The following is a 19,537-nucleotide window of genomic DNA, read 5'->3' on the forward strand; positions in this document are numbered from 1 at the left end:
CTAGGGCATCGCCTCCGCCCAGGCGATGTGCCCGGCAAACTGTAGCGTTCTCGCCATCTCGCCGTAGCGATTCTTCAAGTCCGCGTACGCGGTGGCGTCGCCGCGGGCTTGCGCCACAAGGGCTTTCAGTCGCAACAGCCAGATGTCGCGCATGGCCACACCGTCGGTCGGCGTAGCCGCCAACCGCTCGATGGCCGCCTCCGCTTCGGCGACGTCGGCGTCGGTCCCGCGCTCCAGCAGCGTCTCCACCAGAACACCCGTCGCGGGAAACGCCCAAGCCCCGCACGGCTGCTGCCCCTCGCGGAACAGATCGTTGACGGCGGCGCGCACGAGCGTTACGGCGTCGTCGCGATCGCCACCCCGGGTCCTCTCCCGCGCCACGTACACGTCGACGATCGGCAATTCGCCCAGGTTGTGTCCCTGGCGCCGGAACACGTCGCCCAGTTCCGCCAGGATCTTCTCGCCGCGCTCACGGTCGGGCGCTGTCGGGCGGTGCACCAGCGCGACGCCCGGCGCCATCTGGGCGAAGGCCAGCGCGACGTCGTCACCGGATCGTTCGACGATCCGCACGGCGTCTTCGGTTTCGCTCACCGCCCGATCGTCGGCCGCCAGGACGCCCAGCGGTATCCCCGGGTTGTAGATGTAGGCGACCACCAACGCGTACGACATCGGGTCGGCCTTGCGGGCCATGGCGAGGCCCTGCTGCTGGTCGTCCTGCCATCCGGGTAGACCCAGGCAATACCGGGCGATGGCCCGCGCCGTAAGGGCGACCGGTAGCGGGGACCCGATGATGAAGTTTCCTTTGGACGGGTCGCCCTCGGCCAGGTCGATGACCGTCTCTGACCACCGCAGCACGTCGGCCCAGTTGTTGTTCTCCATCTTGGCGAAGATCAGCGAAATGGACAGCCCCACCGTCAGGGTCGGATCGCCGAGCGCCTCGGCGAGGGTCCAGGCCTCCGACGCCAGCTGCGAGGCCTCGCGCGCCCGGGCCTGATGCGCGTGCTCCATCACCAGCCCCGCCATCCCCATGGCCAGCGACACCTTGTCCCCGACGGCGGCACACAGCTCGCGCAATTCGGTGAAGCGGTCGGACACCCCCCGGGCGTGGATTCGCCAGGCGATCGCGCACAACATGGTGCGCGGGGCGATGCGCATGGTTGCCCGGTTGGGGTCCTCCGCGGGTAGCCGGTCGGCGATCGTCTGGGCGCGCTCCCAACTCAATCGGGCGGCGTTGATGTCGCGGTTGGTGGCCCACGTCGCCGAACGCATGTGCCAGCTGAATGCGCCGTGCGGATCGCCGGCGGCCTCCAGGTGCTCGGCGATCAGCGCCGCGTTCTGGTCGGCCTGGTCCCCGGATTCGATTGCGGCGGCGACACGCCGGTGCAGCTCGGCGCGATCCGACTTGAGTTGCGATTCGTAGGCCACGGTGCGGATCAGCGGATGGTGGAACACATACTCGGGCTCTCCGGTGAACTTGATCTGGTCGATGAGCTCCCCCGCCAACAGGTCGTCCAGGCTCGGTTCAATGCCCAACGTTTGCAGCAGGTCTCGGCTGAACTGAGACCCGATCACGGCCGCGGCGCTCAGCGTGCGCTTGGCCGCCCAGTCCAGCCGGTCGATGCGCGCGGCAATGGTCGCCTGCAGCGTGACGGGCACGCGGACTTCGGTGACCGCCGCCTCCGTCACGTAGGCGCCACGGTCACCGCGCAGCACGTCGCGCTCGGCCAGCTCGCGCACCATCTCCTCGATGTAAAACGGATTGCCGGCGGCGCGCTCGGCGATCATGGCGGCCAGGCCGCCGACCGAGGGGTCTCCTCCGAGCAGCTCGCCGGCCAGCGTCGCGGCTTCCGAATCACTCAGCGGCGCAAGGGCGATCGTCTGCGCGCCGGTCACCTTGCTCAACGGACCCCGATACTCGGGGCGGTAGGTGAGCAGCACCAGCGTGGGTGTCTGCGGGGCCACCGTCACGAATTCGGCCAGCATCGAGCCGCTCACCTGGTCGACCCAGTGCACGTCCTCGATGACGTAGACCGCCGGCGATTGGCGGGCCAGCGACGCGGCATTGATCAGCGCGGTCAACCGCCGCCGCCGCGCGTCCGGGTCGATGGTCGGCAGCGCAACGTCGGGATCGGCGATGCCCAACAAGTCGTCGAGGAGCAACATGTCGTCCGGCTCGGCGTCGGGCACCCGGGACCGCAGCTCCGCGCGGGCGTCCGGGGCTTCCAGATCGGCCACCCGGAAGCTCGCACGCAGCATCCGCGCCACCAGATAGAAGGGGACGTCGCTGGCATGGGATTCGCAGAAGGCGCTGAACACGTCGACGCCCCGGGCTTCGGCCATCGCGGTGACCTCTCGCACCAGGCGGCTCTTGCCGATGCCCGGTAACCCGACCACGCCGACCACGGTGCCGTGGACGCCGATGGCGCGCTCCAGCAAGCCCTCGATTGCGGACATCTCCCATCGCCGGCCGACCAGATTCGACTCGGCACGCCTCGGAGCGCGATGCCCGTCGCCCGCGCCCAGCAGCCGATGCGCGGGCACCGGCGCGTCGACACCCTTGATCTGAACCAGCTCGGATTCGCCCAGAGCCGCGGACCCCTCGACGAGTCGCGCGGTCGACACGCTGAGCATCACCGCGCCCGGCGGGGCGGCCGACTCCATGCGCTGGGCCAGGCCGACCTGCTCGCCGATCGCGGTGTAGCCGAACGGTCCCGAGCCGATTTCGCCGGCGATCACCTCACCGGAGTTGAGACCGACGCGCAACCGCAGTTCGATGCCGTCGCGATGGTCGACCTCGGCGGCCAGCCGGGCGGTTTCCTCCTGGATCCCAAGCGCCGCAAGGCAAGCCCGGATGGCGTGGTCCTCCAACGCGACCGGCGCGCCGAACACGGCCATGATGCCGTCGCCGGTGAACTTGTCCACCGTCCCGCCGTACCGCTCGACGACCGCGGCGCAACGGTCGGCGAGGTCGGCCATGATCTGCAGCAGCCGTTCCGCACCGACCGCGGCGGCGATCTCCATCGAGCCCACCACGTCGGCGAATAGCACCGTGACCTGCTTGTATTCCGCGTGGGCGTCGCCGTCTTGGACCGCCGAGCCGCAGCTGTGGCAGAACCGGGCGTCCTTGAAGGGCTCCGTGCCACACGTCCGACATGCTGCTCCGGCCGTCATCCGACCTCCGCCAATCCGGCCCGCCCGATTGCTGGGTGACCTAAGGATAAGTTGCAGAGGTCACAAGGGCACCTTTCCCACCAGTCTCGGCGATTTTGACCTGCGGGGATGACGATCGGTAAGCTGCTCCGTTGGCGTGCGGTACGCCGGGGCCTCGGGTCAATGTCGGTCGCCGAGATCAAACCCCACCGAACGCCTGACTGGCACCCGGCTCGACCCGGGATCCACAGCCTCGGAAGAGGGGCTCGCAAAGAAAGAGTGGTAAGCGCTGTGCCCACCTACGCGCCAAAGGCGGGTGACACCACGCGGTCGTGGTACGTCATCGACGCCACGGACGTGGTGCTTGGCCGCCTTGCCGTCGCGGCGGCCAACCTGCTGCGCGGCAAGCACAAGCCGACGTTCGCGCCCAATGTCGACGGCGGTGACTTCGTCATCGTCATCAACGCCGAAAAGGTCGCCCTGTCCGGCGACAAGCTGCAGAGCAAGCTGGCTTACCGCCACTCGGGGTATCCCGGCGGGCTGCACAGCCGCACGACCGGCGAGCTGCTGGAAAAGCACCCGACCCGCGTCGTGGAGAAGGCCATCGTCGGCATGCTCCCCAAGAACAAGCTCAGCCGGCAGATCCAGCGCAAGCTGCGCGTCTACGCAGGTCCCGAGCATCCCCACACCGCTCAGCAGCCGGTTCCGTACGAGATCAAGCAGGTGGCCCAGTGACCGAGACAACCGAGGCCGTAGAGAGCCCGGAAGCTCAGGCGACCCCGGAGACCCCCGAGGCACCGGAGACCCCCGCCGAGGCTCCGGCCCCCCGTCCCGCCGAGTCGTTCGTGTTCGAGCGGCCCATCCAGACCGTCGGCCGCCGCAAGGAGGCCGTGGTGCGGGTACGCATCGTGCCCGGCACCGGCAAGTTCGACCTCAACGGCCGCAGCCTCGAGGACTACTTCCCCAACAAGGTGCACCAGCAGCTCATCAAGGCCCCGCTGGTCACCGTCGACCGGGTGGAGAGCTTCGACGTCTTCGCGCTGCTGCACGGCGGCGGCCCGTCGGGTCAGGCCGGCGCGCTGCGCCTGGGCATCGCCCGGGCGCTGATCCTGGCCTCGCCCGAGGACCGGCCCGCGCTGAAGAAGGCCGGCTTCCTCACCCGTGACCCGCGCGCCACCGAGCGCAAGAAGTACGGGCTGAAGAAGGCGCGCAAGGCGCCGCAGTACAGCAAGCGCTGATCAACGTCACTTTCTGGCCGCAAAACCGCGTCTTGCGGCGTGTCTGCGCGCGTTCGCGCGTGGTTTCGGTCAGAAAAGAACGGGCACGTTAGGTGTCTGAGCGTCAACTGTGAGAGGTTTTAGCGCATGGGTCGACTATTCGGCACCGACGGTGTGCGCGGGGTCGCCAATCGCGAGTTGACCGCCGAGCTGGCGTTGGCCCTGGGCGCCGCGGCGGCCCGGCACCTGGCGAGTTCGGGCGCACCGGGCCGGCGGGTGGCCGTGATCGGCCGCGATCCCAGGGCCAGCGGCGAGATGCTGGAGGCCGCGGTGATCGCCGGGCTGACCAGCCAGGGCGTCGACGCGCTTCGGGTCGGGGTGCTTCCCACCCCGGCGGTGGCCTACCTGACCGGCGCCTACGACGCCGACTTCGGGGTGATGATCTCCGCGTCGCACAACCCGATGCCCGACAACGGCATCAAGATCTTCGGACCCGGCGGCCACAAGCTGGACGACGCCACCGAGGACCAGATCGAGGAGCTCGTCGCAGCGGGACCGGGGCTGCGCCCGGTCGGCGCCGGGATCGGCCGGGTCGTCGACGCCGAGGATGCCGCCGACCGCTACCTGCGCCACCTGTCCAAGGCGAGCACGCTGCGCCTGGACGGTCTGACCGTGGTGGTCGACTGCGCCCACGGCGCGGCGTCGTCGGTGGCCCCCCGCGCCTACCGCGCGGCCGGGGCGCGGGTGATCGCCATCAACGCCGACCCCAACGGGCTCAACATCAACGACGGCTGCGGTTCGACGCACCTGGACGCGGTGAAGGCGGCCGTCGTCGACCACCGCGCCGACCTGGGCCTGGCGCACGACGGGGACGCCGACCGGTGCCTGGCCGTCGACGCCAACGGCGAGCTCGTCGACGGCGACCACATCATGGTGGTGCTGGCGCTGGCCATGCGGGACGCGGGCGAGCTGGCCTCCGACACGCTGGTGACCACCGTGATGAGCAACCTCGGACTGCACCTGGCCATGCGCTCGGCGGGCATCGCCGTGCGCACGACCGGCGTCGGTGACCGCTATGTCCTGGAGGAGCTGCGGGCCGGCGACTACAGCCTGGGCGGCGAGCAGTCCGGCCACATCGTGATGCCCGCGGCGGGCTCCACCGGCGACGGCATCGTCACCGGGCTGCGACTGATGAACCGCATGGTGCAGACCGGCGCATCGCTGGCCGACCTCGCCTCGGCGATGCGGGCGCTGCCGCAGGTCCTGATCAACGTCAAGGTCGCCGACAAGGCCACCGCCGCCGCGGCCCCCTCGGTGCGCAGCGCGCTCGAACAGGCCGAGGCCGAGCTGGGCGACACCGGACGAATCCTGTTGCGCCCCTCCGGAACCGAGCCGATGATCCGGGTCATGGTGGAGGCGCCCGAAGAGAGCCTCGCGCAGCGGGTCGCCACCCGGGTCGCCGAGGCGGTGGGCGACGCGCGCTGATCGACTAGCGCGGGAACCCCGGCGCGGCATCCGCCGTCGGATTAGGCATGAGATTCGACAACTCGGCGGTGCTCAGGGTCGCCGATCAGATGGGCGCTGCGGCCGACCTCCTCGACAGCGCGGTGGCAGATCACTTGGCGCGGTTGACTTTCGGCGGTGCCGTCGCCGGCCGGGACCACACCGCGCGCGGTGACGCCCTGCGCCGGCAACTGGAGCGGCTGACGGCCGAGGTGACGCAGTGGTCGCGCGCGGCGGCGGCGACGGCCGCGGCGCTGCGGGCCGGCGCCGGGAACTACGCCGACGCCGAGTTGTACGCCGCGGCGCGGATCGCCTGACCGTGGCCGACCGGTTGGACGTCGCCGGGCGCCTTGCCGAGGGCCGCTCCGCCGTCGAGCGCACCGAGAGCTACGTGCGGGCCTGCCACGCGCTCGGCTACCAGCATCCCGGTCTGACGGCCCATCCGTCCCAGATCCGCGACTGGTACGACGGCGAAGAGGGCCTGGATCTTCGCGCGCTCGACCGTGATTGCGCGGAGTTGCGGGCCGCGGGCGCGGCGGTCATGGAGGCGCTCGCGATGCAGCGCGCGCAGCTCGCCCAGCTGGCCGCGGCGTGGCTGGGGCCGGCCGGGGACTCCGCGGTGCGGTTCCTGGAGCGTCATTGCGACGCCGCGAGCGCGGTGGCCACCGAGGTCCGCGCGGCGGCCCAGCGGTGCGAGTCGCTGCGCGACAACCTTTGGTATTTGGTCGATTCGAAGGTCGCGACGGCCACCGCCATCGACGAGGGCACGCGGGCCCAGCGTCCGGCGTGGTTGGCCGCTGCGGCCGCGGTCACGACCGGGACGGGGGAGCGGGCCGGCGCCGAGGAGGTGGTGCGCCGGGAGGTAATCCCATACGTGGACAACGAGATTCGCGACGATTGGTTGACGACGATGCGTTCGACGGCCGAGGGCGTGGACACGTCCTACGCCATGGTGATCGACCGGATGGCCGCCGCGCCGGCGGCGCGCTTCGAGGTGCCCGGCGACTTCGGGCCCGCCTACCAGCCCCGCGCGGCCAGCCCGCCGGCCGCGGTAGTCGCGCCCGCCGCGATTGCCGGGCCGCCGGCGGATCCCGTTGCGGCGCCGGCGATGTCGACCGCCGCGCCGCCGCTGCCCGACCTGGGCTCGGCGTCGGCCATGCCCGCGGGCGGTGATGTGGGCGGCGGCCTGGGTGGACTCGGCGCGCTGGCCGATCGGATCGTCGGCGCGATGGGCTCGCTGCTGGGCCCGGCGGGCGACCAGTCGGGCATCGACAACGGCTTCGGCGACGCAACCGACGACGAGGGGGATCCGTTCCACCCCGACGACGCCGCGGCGGACCGTCACGGTGAGCCCGATGAGGCGAAAGACGTTGCCCAGGAGCGGGATTCCGAGGTCGCCGAGCCGGCGGCCGGGGCTCAGCCGGTTGACGAGCCGGCGCCGCCGGATGCGTCACCCGCACCCGCAGCCGCACCCGCGCCGGTCGCCGCGCCGCCGGCGTCACCGTCTAACGACGGAGCGACGCCGTGCGAGATCGCCGCGGACCAACTTCCGCAGGCGGGGCAGTGATCGCTCAGGCGGGCCGCATCCGCAGCACGTCCTCGACGAAGCGCATCGCCTCGCCGGGGTCGGCCGCGAGCGGGTTGACCAACAGCGTCGTCACGCCGGACTCGGCGAAGGCGGCCAGGCGTTCGGCGACGTATCCGCGGGGGCCGACGAGCGACATCCCGCGCACCAATTCGTCGGGCACCAAGGCGGTGGCCTCGCGTTTGCGGCCCGACAGGTAGAGCTCCTGGATGCGGTCGGCGACCTCGCCGAACCCGTAGCGCGTGGCCAGGCTGTGGTAGAAGTTGCGGCCCTTGGCGCCCATCCCGCCGAGGTAGAGGGCAAGCTGCGGCTTGCTCCAGGCCAGCCGGTCTTCGACGTCATCGCCGATGGCCAGACCGGCGTGCACCATGACGTCGAGCGGCCCCAGCGCCGGGTCGCGTTTGGCGGCGCCGGCGGCCAGCGCCTCGCCCCACACCAGGTGGGCCTTGTCCGGAAGGTAGAAGACCGGCTGCCAGCCCTCGGCGATCTCGGCGGTGAGCTCGACGTTCTTCGGGCCCAGCGCCGCGATGGAGATCGGAATTCGTTCGCGCACCGGGTGATTGATCAGCTGCAGCGCCTTGCCCAGCCCGGTCCCGCGGTCGGCGGGCAACGGGATCTGGTAGTGCTTGCCGGCGTATTGCAGCCGCTCGCGGCGCCACACCTGCCGGCAGATCTCCACGATCTCGCGGGTGCGGCCCAGCGGGGCATCGAACTCGACGCCGTGGAAGCCCTCCATCACCTGCGGCCCCGAGGTGCCGATGCCGAGGCGAAATCGCCCGTCGGACACGAAATCCAGGCCGGCGGCGGTCATCGCCAGCAGCGTCGGCGTGCGGATGTAGATGGGCAGCACGCCCGACGCCAGCTCGACGGTGTCGGTCTTGGCGGCCAGATACCCGAGCTGGCTGACGGCGTCGAAGGCGTACGCCTCGGCCACCACCGCTACCTCGATGCCGGCCTTTTCGAGTTCGACGACGCGGTCGACGGCCTCGTGAAAGCCGCCCGAGTAATCCAGAGCGATCCCGATTCGCATTAATGAGAGATACCACGCGCGACGAGCCACACCACCAGCGCCACAACCGCGGCGAGGAACAACGCCAGCAACGCGAGCCCGTACACCTTCGCGAATCGTTCCCGGCGGTCGAGCCTCCCGGAGGCGTACTCGTCGACGACGAACGCGCCCAGGCCAAGGTGCCCAACAAGATTGAGCCACTCGGCCTCGGTGACCACGTGGGTGGGGCCCTGTATCGACGAACGACGCACGCTACCGCGCCAGGCGTATCGGAATTGCTTGCCGCTCCACACCGAATCGCGCATGGGGGCGGTGCCGATCCTCAATTTCTCTATACCGGGCACCTGCAGCAGTAGCAGCGGCTGTGTGTACTCCTTCTTCGGGGGACCTTCGGGGTCATCGGGCACCATGCGCGCGTATTTCGCCGGTGCCGCGTCGATCTGGGCGAGCCCCGCCGAGGCAATGATCCTGTTGGTGGCGGAATCGACGACCCCGATCGCACCCTCGACCCCGAGGTCGAGGGTCAGGGTCGGCGGTATCGGCACCTCGTCCAGGGGAGAGGGAACCGGAATCAGCTCGCAGCGCATCGTTCTCATCGGGCGGGCTACTTCAGCAGCGCGACGACCTTCTCCTCGAGGGCGACCGGCTCGGCCTCGGGGTCCAGCGGAACCGTCCGCGGCAGCTTCGCGTGCGGATCGGCGAAGTCGCGATACTTCTTGTCCCCGCCGAGCGCGTAGAGCAGGTAGCCGGTCAGCAGGGCCCGGACCGATCGCTGGGTGCGTCGGTGCGGGCCGGGCAGGCCGACCACCTTCGTCAGTCGCCGGCCCTCGACCAGCCCGCCGGGCTCGGCCTTGGCGACGATGCGCAGCGTGGCCGCGTCCCAGGCGGCGTCCAGCGCCAGCGCGTTGGAGTTCAGCGATTTCGGGTCTCCCGGCGCGGTCAGGATCAGGCCCGGGACCTTCAGCCCCGCGGCGGGCTGCTCGGCCGGGGGACTGGTGACCGAAGGGAAGAGCGCCGCGATGGCCGCGGGCTTGTCGGGCATCCCCGCCGCGGCGAACACGGCGGCCGCGGCGCCGAAGCCGTGGCCCACCACGCCGAGCTTGGCGGGATGCACGCTGATGTTGCCCGGCCCCAGGCGCACGCCCGACACGATGTCGAGGGCGGTACCCAGGTCGAACGCGAAGTTCAGCACCGAGGGCGCCAGCCCCCGCTGGGAATCCGGGGCGCCGGCCACGATGCCCCAGGACGCGAGGTGCTCCAGCAGGCCCGAATAGCGGGCCGCGCCGGCGAGCCAGTCGTGGCCGAACGCGATGCCGGGCAGGTTGAGCCCCGCCTCGGGCGTATAGACCACCCCCGGCAAACCGGCGAAGGCCAGGTCGCCGCGCAAAACCCGGTGCGGTCCACGGCGGCTGAGGGCGGCGACGAGCTTGCGTGTGCGGGCCACCCGTCGACGTTAGCGCATGGCGCCGCTAGGCCGTGACCTCGATAACACCCACCCGCCACAGCGCCGCGTACAGGTGGCGCAGCGGGATGCTCAGCAAACGCGAGGCCGCGTCTACCATCGGGTCGCCGCCGGCGACCGGCGGGCGGGGGGTCCGCTTGGGCGCGGGCGCTAAGGTCGGCCGTGGCGCGACGGGCGCGGTCACCAGTTCGTCGAACAGAACAGCGGTCATGATTCCCTCCTGAAAGCTCTTTACGGGTCGTTCACCGATTCCCGGTTTTCCGTTGTTAATCTTTGCTAGATATTCATTTGCGTAAGGTTTACGAAAAGTTGAACCGTTGGCATTAGCTGGTATTGAATAGTCACTTTTAATGTTTACCTGCCGGATTTTCGGCGGTAACCCTTCGCGTTCAACCCTTGGCCTACAGGTAGATTCGCCGGTACAGGTCGAGCGCCACCCCCGTTATTCTTTCCGCTGGCCTCGGGTTGTTGCCAGCTGTTACCCGATATTTCGCAGTGTAAAGCGAGTGGTTGCTGGGGAAAGGACGCCGACGGGAACGACACGAATACATCGGGTGAAATAAACGCCGATCGCTGATGAAGGCGGTATGAATGCATCGCTGCGGTCCTTCCGTGCCGGTGTCGATGGCTACAGCCTCCGGCCCGCGCCTGGAGGGATTCTCAACGATTTCTTGGCGCGGCCGGCGGACGATATCCGCAGGTCGGACCCGTGCGGGCGGTTCCGGCGCGGTCGCTGCACTACCCTGTTCAGGATGTGCGGAATTGTCGGCTACGTCGGGCACCGCCCGGCCTGCGAAGTCGTCATGGACGCGCTGCGCCGGATGGAGTACCGCGGCTACGACTCATCGGGGATCGCGCTGGTTGACGGCCAGGGCAAACTCACCGTCCGGCGGCGCGCCGGGCGACTGGCCAACCTGGAAGAGGCGGTCGCGGAGATGGCTCCGGCGTCCAAAGCCGGCACCACCGGGCTGGGCCACACGCGCTGGGCCACCCACGGCCGCCCCACCGACCGCAACGCCCACCCGCACCGCGACGCCGCGGGCAAGATCGCCGTCGTCCACAACGGCATCATCGAGAACTTCCCGGCGCTGCGGCACGAGCTGGAGGCCGCCGGCGTGGAGTTCGCCAGCGACACCGACACCGAGGTGGCGGTGCACCTGGTGGCCCAGGCCTACCACCACGGCGACACCGCGGGCGACTTCCCCGCGTCGGTGCTGGCGGTGCTGCGCCGGCTCGAGGGCCACTTCACCCTGGTGTTCGCCAACGCCGACGAGCCCGGCACCATCGTCGCCGCCCGCCGCTCGACCCCGCTGGTGCTCGGGATCGGCGAAGGCGAGATGTTCGTCGGCTCCGACGTGGCGGCGTTCATCGAGCACACCCGCAATGCCGTCGAACTCGGGCAGGACCAGGCCGTGGTGATCACCGCGGACGGCTACCGCGTCACCGACTTCGACGGAAACCTGGACCTGGAACCCGGGGCGTACCGCGAGTTTCACATCGACTGGGACCTGGCCGCGGCCGAAAAGGGCGGCTACCCCTACTTCATGCTCAAGGAGATCGCCGAGCAGCCCGTCGCGGTCGCCGACACCCTGCTCGGGCACTTCGTCGACGGCCGGATCGTCCTCGACGAGCAGCGCCTGTCCGATCAGGAACTGCGCGAGATCGACAAGGTCTTCGTGGTCGCCTGCGGCACCGCGTACCACTCGGGGCTGCTCGCCAAGTACGCGATCGAGCACTGGACCCGGCTGCCGGTCGAGGTCGAGCTGGCCAGCGAATTCCGCTACCGCGACCCGGTGCTGGACCGCAGCACCCTGGTCGTCGCGATCTCGCAATCCGGGGAGACCGCCGACACCCTGGAGGCGGTCCGGCACGCCAAGGACCAGAAGGCCAAGGTGCTGGCGATCTGCAACACCAACGGCTCGCAGATCCCGCGCGAGTGCGACGCGGTGCTCTACACCCGCGCCGGCCCGGAGATCGGCGTGGCCTCGACCAAGACCTTCCTGGCGCAGATCGCCGCGAACTACCTCGTCGGCCTGGCGCTCGCGCAGGCCCGCGGCACCAAATACCCCGACGAGGTCGAGCGAGAGTACCGCGAGCTGGAGGCGATGCCCGACCTGGTGGCCCGGGTGCTCGCGACGATCGAGCCGGTCGCCGCGCTGGCCCATCGGTTCGCGCAGTCGTCGACGGTGCTGTTCCTGGGGCGCCACGTCGGCTATCCCGTGGCGCTGGAGGGCGCGCTGAAGCTCAAGGAACTGGCCTACATGCACGCCGAGGGGTTCGCCGCGGGCGAGCTCAAACACGGCCCGATCGCACTGATCGAGGACGGCCTGCCGGTCATCGTCGTGATGCCCTCGCCCAAGGGGCAGGCCACGCTGCACGCCAAGCTGCTCTCCAACATCCGCGAGATCCAGACCCGCGGCGCGGTGACCATCGTGATCTCCGAGGAGGGCGACGACACCGTGCGCCCCTACGCCGATCACCTGATCGAAATCCCCTCGGTGTCAACCCTTCTGCAGCCGCTCTTGTCGACCATCCCGCTGCAGGTGTTCGCCGCGTCGGTCGCGCAGGCCCGCGGCTACGACGTCGACAAGCCGCGCAACCTGGCGAAGTCCGTCACCGTCGAATAGTCTTCTCCGGGCGGTCAATTCAACCGGATGAGCGGGAGGCGCGTTGTCGGCTGATGGTCCCTCGGCGGGGGGCAGACGCTTCGGAAGGGTGCTGATCGTCGGCCTGGTGGTCCTCTTCGTCGCGGCCTATGCCATCACGGTCGGGCTTTACACCAGGTCTGGGTGCGGCTGCCCGCGCCAGGTCACCGACGGCAAGCCGGGGCCCGACGGCACCACCGTGACAATCGATCTCCAAGAGCTTCAGTCGGTGAAGGGCGGGCTGAACGGCAACGTCACCGTCGCGCCCGGGCCCGACCTCCTGGATCCCGTGACGGGCGGCCTGCGGGACGATCTCACCGTCGCGGTCCACTCGGCGGTGACGCCCACCCGGCGCACCTGGTCGAAGGGCATGGTGCCGGGCGTGATTCAGGTCCCGCTGACGATCACGGGAGATCCGTCGGACTACCCGTTCGACCACTACCACTCGGGCCCGGTCACGGTCGACCTGCTGCACGGCGCATCCCCGGTGCCGCAACGGGCGTCGGTGACGTTCGTCGACCGCCTGCCGGGTTGGCACGTCGACGTACCGGTCGGCGGCAAGGCGGATGTGCCCGCGCCCTACCGGGTGGAGCTGGCGCGGTCGCCGAGCACGGTGGCCTTCGCCGCCGTCCTCGTCGCCATGCTGATCGCCCTCGCCGGGATAGGCCTCTTCGTGGCCGTGCAGACGGCGCGCGACCGGCGAAAATTCCAGCCGCCGATGACGACCTGGTATGCCGCGATGCTCTTCGCGCTGATGCCGCTGCGCAACGCCCTGCCCGACTCGCCGCCCATCGGGTCGTGGATCGACGTGACCGTCACCCTGTGGGTGATCGTCGCATTGGTGAACGCGATGCTGCTCTACATCTACTGCTGGTGGCGACACCTCAAACCCGAGCCGGCCACCGTCGCGTAGCAGCGCCGGGCATGCAACAGTTGAACTTGTGGCGAACGCATCGGTGGGAACCCGGCTGCGGCGAATCTGGCTCGCGGTGTGGCGTTTCGTCGTCACCGCGCCGCTGACCTACACCTGGCTGCTGGTGCTGGCGATCACCACGATCATCCAGAACGAATTGCCCGGCCGACAACTGCACTCCGTGCTGCTGCACCGCTCCACCAACATTCACGCGCTCGGCACCGATCCGCTCGACGTGCTGTTCTCCAGCCTGCTGTGGATCGACGGCAAGAACCTGGAGCCGTACCTGCTGCTGTTCAGCCTGTTCCTCGCGCCCGCCGAGCACTGGCTGGGCCAGTTGCGTTGGCTCACAATCGGGTTGACCTCTCACATCCTGGCCACCTATATCAGCGAGGGCATCCTGTACTTCGCGATCGAGGAGCACGAGGCGCCGGAACGGCTGGTGCACGCCCGCGACATCGGGGTCAGCTATTTCCTGGTCGGCGTGATGGCGGTGCTGACCTATCACATCGTGCGGCCCTGGCGCTGGGGCTATCTCGGGGTGCTGCTCGTCATCTTCGGCTTCCCGTTGCTCACCATGACCCGCCACGGGGTGAACTTCACCGCGATCGGTCATTTCGCCGCGCTTTTGATCGGGCTCTGCTTCTATCCGATGGCGCGCGAACGCAAGCGCCCGCCGTTGAATCCCGCGAGAATCCGGGCGGCTTTCCGGCGAATCGGAACGCGCGAGGGGTAGGCGATGGGGCAGCGGGTCCGTGCGCTCTACGGCGCGTCGCTGTCCCCCGACGCAACCGCGTTCGCCCATCTCGTCGACGACGGCGGCTATCCCCATGCGGTGCAGCGCTTCCTGCGCGGCCACCGGGCCAGCTCGTCGCGCAACGTCGAACTTCCGGTCGAGGGCCCGGTCTCGCGGGTAATCCACTCGGCGGACGGTCACTGGCTGGCCTGCGAGGTGGCCCCGGAGGGCTTCACCCGCCGGCAGATCTGGGTAGTCACCACCGATCCCGACGACCGGATGGCCTGGCGCATCGACGCCGAGGAGGCCGGGACCGCCGAGTTGATCGGGTGGGACGGCACCCGGGTGGCGGCGATCCTGACGGGCGAGGACGGGGTCGGGCAGTCCTGCCTGATCGATCCCGCCGACGGCGATTGCGCTGTGATAGACCGCCGCTCCGGCGCCCGCCTGGTCGACGCGTGGGCCGGTGCGGCGCTGATCCGGGTCGGGCCGCGTGGTTACCAGGAAATGGTCATGCTGCACGGGGACACCGAAATCGCGTTGTTGCCTTCGGATCCCGGCTCGGTGACGGCCAAGGGCGCCATCCTCGACGACCACCACCCGCGCCGCCTCCGCTACGGCCCGGCCGGGGAGCTGACCAGGCTGTACCGGCCGGGCGTCGGTGGCGACGGGTACTTCCGGGCGTTGCTCGTCAGCGACAACGGCTGCGAGCACGCGCGGCTGGTGGAGGTCATCGCCACGCTGGACGGGGTGAGCTACTTCGTGGTGGCCGAGCGCCCCGACTGCGATCTCGACGAGTTCGTCGTCAGCGACGACATGTCCACCGTCGCGTTGCTGTGGAACCTGCAGGGCCGCAGCGAGTTACAGATTCTCCACTACACCGACTACTCGCTGACCGAACCGATCCCGCTGCCGGGCGAGGTCGCCGGTGAGCTGACCATCAGCGCCGGCGGCTCGATTGTGGCGATGACCGTGCAGGGCCCGGCGATGCCGCGCACCGTCGAGCTGGTCGACACCCGCACGCGGGCATGGCAACTCATCGACGCCGAACCCAGCCGCGGCCCGATCGCCGCGGGTTTCTCCGCCCGGCCGTCGCTGGAGACGATCACCGCGCGCGACGGGCTGAAGCTTCCGTCCTGGCTGTACCGGGCGACCGAAAACACCTCGGGCGCCGTGGTTTATCTGCACGGCGGCCCGGAGGGCCAGGCCCGGCCCGACTACAGCGAAATCTTCCCCGACCTGCTCAACGCCGGGATCAGCGTGCTGGCGCCGAACGTGCGCGGTTCCGGCGGGCTGGGCCGCACCTTCGTGCACGCCGACAACAAGGGCAAGCGGTTCGCGGCCATCGACGACGTCGCCGACTGCGTGCGCTTCCTGGTGGACAACGAGGTGGCCGACCCGGGCCGCATCGCCTGCGCGGGCTGGTCCTACGGCGGCTACCTGACGATGGCGGCCCTGACGTTTCACCCGGACCTGTTCGCCGCGGGCGTCACCATCTGCGGCATGAGCGATCTGACCACGTTCTACCGCAACACCGAGCCATGGATCGCCGAGGCCGCCTACCCGGAGTACGGCCACCCGGTCAACGACCGGGCGCTGCTCGAGCGGCTCTCGCCGCTGCGCCGGGTCGACGCCCTGGCCGCGCCGCTGCTGGTGGTGCACGGCGCCCACGACACCAACGTACCGGTCAGCGAATCGGAACAGATCGTCGACGCGTTGCGGCGCGCGGGCCGGCAGGTGCGCTACCTGTTGTTCGCCGACGACGGCCACGAGATCGTCAAGCGCGAGAACCACGACGCGCTGGCCGAGGCGATGACCGAATGGCTGACCGAGGCGTTCGCCCGGTAAGGCTCAACGGCCCCGGCCTTCGCTCTATGGTGAAGAACGTGTTCACGAAAGTACTGGTCGCTAACCGGGGAGAGATCGCTATCCGCGCGTTCCGCGCGGCCTACGAACTGGAAATTGCCACCGTCGCGATCTATCCGTACGAAGACCGCAACTCCGTGCACCGGCTGAAAGCCGACGAGTCGTACCAGATCGGCGAGGAGGGGCATCCGGTGCGCGCCTATTTGTCGGTTGACGACATCGTCGCCACCGCCCTGGCGTGCGGTGCGGACGCGATCTACCCCGGGTATGGATTTCTTTCGGAGAATCCAGACTTGGCGACGGCGTGCGCGGCGGCGGGCATCACGTTCGTCGGCCCGAGTGCTGAGGTGCTCGAGCTCACGGGCAACAAGTCGCGGGCGATTGCGGCGGCGCGGGCGTCGGGTCTTCCTGTGCTGGCCTCCTCGGCACCTTCGACATCGGTGGACGAGCTGGTGTCGGCCGCCGAGTCCATGGCCTTCCCGCTGTTCGTCAAGGCGGTGGCCGGCGGAGGCGGCCGCGGGATGCGCCGGGTCACCGACCCGGCGGCGCTCCCCGAGGCGATCGAGGCGGCCAGCCGCGAGGCCGAGTCCGCCTTCGGCGACGCCTCGGTGTTCCTCGAGCAGGCCGTGCTCAACCCGCGGCACATCGAGGTGCAGATTCTGGCCGACACCAAGGGCAACGTGATGCACCTCTACGAGCGGGATTGCAGCGTTCAACGACGGCATCAGAAGGTCATCGAGATCGCACCGGCGCCAAACCTGGATCCCGAACTGCGGGAACGGATCTGCGCGGACGCGGTGAAGTTCGCGCAAAGTATCTGCTACACATGTGCGGGCACGGTCGAGTTTTTGATAGACGAGCGCGGCAACCACGTGTTCATCGAGATGAACCCGCGTATCCAGGTCGAGCACACCGTCACCGAAGAGATCACCGACGTCGACCTGGTGTCCGCCCAGCTGCGGGTCGCCGCGGGGGAGACCCTGGAACAGATTGGTCTGAGCCAGGATTCGCTCGTCCCGCACGGTGCGGCGCTGCAGTGCCGCATCACCACCGAGGATCCGGCCAACGGATTCCGTCCGGACACCGGCCGGATCACCGCCTATCGCACCCCGGGCGGGGCGGGGATTCGGCTGGATGGCGGAACAACGCTGGGGGCGGAGATCAGTGCGCACTTCGACTCGATGCTGATCAAACTGACCTGTCGGGGCCGGGATTTCGCCACGGCCGTGCGGCGTGCGCGGCGTGCGGTCGCGGAATTCCGCATCCGCGGCGTGTCGACGAACATTCCCTTTCTGCAATCGGTTCTGGATGACGCGGATTTCCAGGCCGGCCGTATCACGACGGCCTTCATCGAGCAGCGTCCACAGCTGCTGACGGCCCGCAGTTCGGCGGACCGCGGCACCAAGATCCTCACGTACCTGGCCGACGTGACGGTCAACAAGCCGCACGGTGAACGCCCCTCGGCTATGTATCCGAACGACAAGCTCCCTGACATCGACCTCTCGACGGATCCGCCAGCAGGATCCAAGCAGCGCCTGATCGAACTTGGGCCGGAGCGATTCGCCGGGTGGCTGCGCCAAGCGCAAGGCGTCCGGGTCACGGATACCACGTTCCGCGACGCGCACCAGTCCCTACTGGCTACTCGGGTGCGCACCAGCGGACTGGTCATGGTGGCGCCATACATCGCCCGGATGATGCCCCAGCTGCTGTCGGTCGAATGCTGGGGCGGGGCGACTTACGACGTCGCGCTTCGCTTTTTGAAGGAGGACCCATGGGAGCGGCTGGCGGCGCTGCGTGAAGCGATGCCCAACATCTGCCTGCAAATGCTGCTGCGCGGGCGCAACACCGTTGGCTACACGCCCTATCCCGAGACCGTCACGACGGCATTCGTCGAAGAGGCGACTGCGACCGGCATCGACATCTTTCGGATCTTCGACGCGCTGAACAACGTCGACTCGATGCGCCCGGCGATCGACGCGGTTCGCGAAACCGGCACCGCCGTGGCCGAAGTGGCGATGTCCTACACCGGCGATCTCAGCGATCCGGCCGAAAAGCTTTACACCCTGGACTATTACCTGAAGCTGGCCGAACAGATCGTCACGGCGGGCGCACACGTGCTGGCAATCAAGGACATGGCCGGGCTTTTGCGCGCTCCCGCAGCGACCACGCTGGTGTCCGCGCTCAGGAGTCGGTTCGACCTGCCGGTGCACGTACATACGCACGACACTCCCGGTGGGCAATTGGCGACCTATGCGGCGGCCTGGCACGCCGGAGCCGATGCCGTCGACGGCGCAGCGGCGCCGCTGGCCGGGACCACCAGCCAGCCAGCACTGTCCTCCATCGTGGCCGCCGCGGCACACACCGAATACGACACCGGTCTGTCCCTGACCTCCGTGTGCGATCTGGAGCCGTACTGGGAGGCGTTGCGCAAGGTGTATGCGCCATTCGAATCCGGGCTGCCGGCCCCGACGGGGCGGGTGTACCGCCATGAAATCCCGGGTGGGCAATTGTCCAACCTGCGTCAGCAGGCGATCGCGCTGGGTTTCGGTGACCGTTTCGAGGAGATCGAAGACGCCTACGCCGGGGCCGACGCCATCCTCGGGCATCTGGTAAAGGTGACCCCGTCGAGCAAGGTGGTCGGGGACTTGGCGCTGGCTCTCGTCGGAGCCGGCGTCAGCGCGCAGGATTTCGCCGATGACCCGGCGCGTTATGACATCCCGGAGTCCGTCATCGGCTTCCTGCGCGGGGAACTTGGTGACCCGCCGGGCGGTTGGCCCGAGCCTTTCCGCTCGAAGGCATTGCACGGGCGCGGTCCGGCGAAGCCGGAGCAACAGCTGTCGGCTCAGGATGAAAAGGCTTTGGCCGCAAGGGGCATCGAGCGCCAGGCAACGCTGAATCGGCTGCTGTTCCCGGGACCGACCAAAGAATTCGAGGACCACCGTGAGCAATACGGCGATACCTCCCGAATGAGCGCCAACCAGTTCTTCTATGGACTGCGGCAGGGCGACGAACACCGCGTCGAGCTGGAGCGCGGCGTGGAGTTGCTCATCGGTCTCGAGGCGATCTCCGATGCCGACGAACGCGGCATGCGGACAGTGATGTGCATCCTCAACGGGCAGTTGCGTCCCGTCGTGGTGCGCGACCGCAGCATCGCCGCCGACGTGCCGAACGCCGAGAAGGCCGACCGTAACAACCCGGATCACGTCGCGGCCCCATTCGCCGGGGTCGTCACCGTGACCGTGGCCACCAATGAGGAAGTCGCTGCGGGACAGACGATTGCGACGATCGAGGCAATGAAGATGGAGGCGGCCGTGACTACGCCCAAGGCTGGGAAGGTCGCACGGATAGCGGTGTCTCAGACCGCACAAGTCGAGGGTGGCGACCTGTTGGTGGTGATCAGCTAACGGGCAGGCCCGGCCCGACGGCATCCCCAGGACATGGAATGCTTGCG

The 19,537-nt window shown here is 69.1% G+C and carries 15 protein-coding genes; 10 read left to right on the plus strand and 5 right to left on the minus strand.

The window, feature by feature from the left end; translation table 11 throughout:
• Entirely contained in the window at positions 1 to 3,171 is a 3,171-nt protein-coding gene (locus tag AC5Y7V_RS06595) for an ATP-binding protein (protein WP_499879229.1), read from the minus strand.
• A 270-nt stretch (positions 3,172 to 3,441) separates the two neighbouring features.
• Between AC5Y7V_RS06595 and rplM the strand changes: the two genes are divergently transcribed.
• The 5 genes from rplM to AC5Y7V_RS06620 all read left to right on the plus strand — a co-directional run bounded on the left by rplM (position 3,442) and on the right by AC5Y7V_RS06620 (position 7,437).
• Positions 3,442 to 3,885, plus strand: a complete 444-nt coding sequence (gene rplM, locus AC5Y7V_RS06600; RefSeq protein WP_066933818.1) for a 50S ribosomal protein L13 — start codon at positions 3,442 to 3,444, stop codon at positions 3,883 to 3,885.
• A complete protein-coding gene (rpsI, locus tag AC5Y7V_RS06605) occupies positions 3,882 to 4,388 on the plus strand; it encodes a 30S ribosomal protein S9 (protein WP_499879230.1) in 507 nt (168 codons plus the stop codon). Before rplM ends, rpsI begins: the two co-directional genes overlap by 4 nt.
• Before the next feature lie 126 nt (positions 4,389 to 4,514).
• A complete protein-coding gene (glmM, locus tag AC5Y7V_RS06610; RefSeq protein WP_499879231.1) occupies positions 4,515 to 5,852 on the plus strand; it encodes a phosphoglucosamine mutase in 1,338 nt (445 codons plus the stop codon).
• 47 nt (positions 5,853 to 5,899) lie between these two features.
• Positions 5,900 to 6,187, plus strand: coding sequence for a hypothetical protein (locus AC5Y7V_RS06615; protein WP_499879232.1), 288 nt, complete (start codon positions 5,900 to 5,902; stop codon positions 6,185 to 6,187).
• Between the two features lie 2 nt (positions 6,188 to 6,189).
• Positions 6,190 to 7,437 carry a hypothetical protein gene (locus AC5Y7V_RS06620; RefSeq protein ID WP_499879233.1) on the plus strand — a complete coding sequence of 416 codons (1,248 nt, stop codon included), beginning with the start codon at positions 6,190 to 6,192 and terminating at the stop codon, positions 7,435 to 7,437.
• A gap of 4 nt (positions 7,438 to 7,441) precedes the next feature.
• Here the strand turns inward: AC5Y7V_RS06620 and AC5Y7V_RS06625 are convergent, their stop codons facing one another.
• From AC5Y7V_RS06625 to AC5Y7V_RS06640, 4 genes are read right to left on the minus strand one after another with little or no spacing between them, the layout of a single operon-like run.
• On the minus strand, positions 7,442 to 8,485 hold the full coding sequence (locus AC5Y7V_RS06625) for an LLM class F420-dependent oxidoreductase (RefSeq protein ID WP_499879234.1): 1,044 nt from the start codon (positions 8,483 to 8,485) through the stop codon (positions 7,442 to 7,444).
• Positions 8,485 to 9,060, minus strand: a complete 576-nt coding sequence (locus AC5Y7V_RS06630) for a hypothetical protein (RefSeq protein WP_499879235.1) — start codon at positions 9,058 to 9,060, stop codon at positions 8,485 to 8,487. Before AC5Y7V_RS06630 ends, AC5Y7V_RS06625 begins: the two co-directional genes overlap by 1 nt.
• Positions 9,061 to 9,068: 8 nt before the next feature.
• Positions 9,069 to 9,908, minus strand: a complete 840-nt coding sequence (locus AC5Y7V_RS06635) for a dienelactone hydrolase family protein (protein WP_499879236.1) — start codon at positions 9,906 to 9,908, stop codon at positions 9,069 to 9,071.
• 25 nt (positions 9,909 to 9,933) lie between these two features.
• Positions 9,934 to 10,137, minus strand: a complete 204-nt coding sequence (locus AC5Y7V_RS06640; RefSeq protein ID WP_499879237.1) for an Rv1535 family protein — start codon at positions 10,135 to 10,137, stop codon at positions 9,934 to 9,936.
• 541 nt (positions 10,138 to 10,678) lie between these two features.
• On the opposite strand from AC5Y7V_RS06640, the gene glmS reads away from it, so the two are divergent.
• The 5 genes from glmS to AC5Y7V_RS06665 are packed head-to-tail and all read left to right on the plus strand — an operon-like array spanning position 10,679 to position 19,490.
• A complete protein-coding gene (gene glmS, locus AC5Y7V_RS06645; RefSeq protein WP_499879238.1) occupies positions 10,679 to 12,553 on the plus strand; it encodes a glutamine--fructose-6-phosphate transaminase (isomerizing) in 1,875 nt (624 codons plus the stop codon).
• A gap of 43 nt (positions 12,554 to 12,596) precedes the next feature.
• Positions 12,597 to 13,484 (plus strand): DUF4436 domain-containing protein, encoded by an 888-nt coding sequence (locus tag AC5Y7V_RS06650; protein WP_499879239.1) that lies wholly within the window; start codon positions 12,597 to 12,599, stop codon positions 13,482 to 13,484.
• Between the two features lie 28 nt (positions 13,485 to 13,512).
• A complete protein-coding gene (locus tag AC5Y7V_RS06655; RefSeq protein WP_499879240.1) occupies positions 13,513 to 14,220 on the plus strand; it encodes a rhomboid-like protein in 708 nt (235 codons plus the stop codon).
• Between the two features lie 3 nt (positions 14,221 to 14,223).
• The gene (locus AC5Y7V_RS06660; RefSeq protein ID WP_499879241.1) at positions 14,224 to 16,068 is read left to right on the plus strand and encodes an alpha/beta hydrolase family protein; all 1,845 of its coding nucleotides are present in this window, start codon (positions 14,224 to 14,226) and stop codon (positions 16,066 to 16,068) included.
• A gap of 38 nt (positions 16,069 to 16,106) precedes the next feature.
• On the plus strand, positions 16,107 to 19,490 hold the full coding sequence (locus AC5Y7V_RS06665) for a pyruvate carboxylase (protein WP_499879242.1): 3,384 nt from the start codon (positions 16,107 to 16,109) through the stop codon (positions 19,488 to 19,490).
• Positions 19,491 to 19,537 lie beyond the last annotated feature (47 nt).

This window comes from Mycobacterium sp. NGS34, from assembly GCF_059812845.1.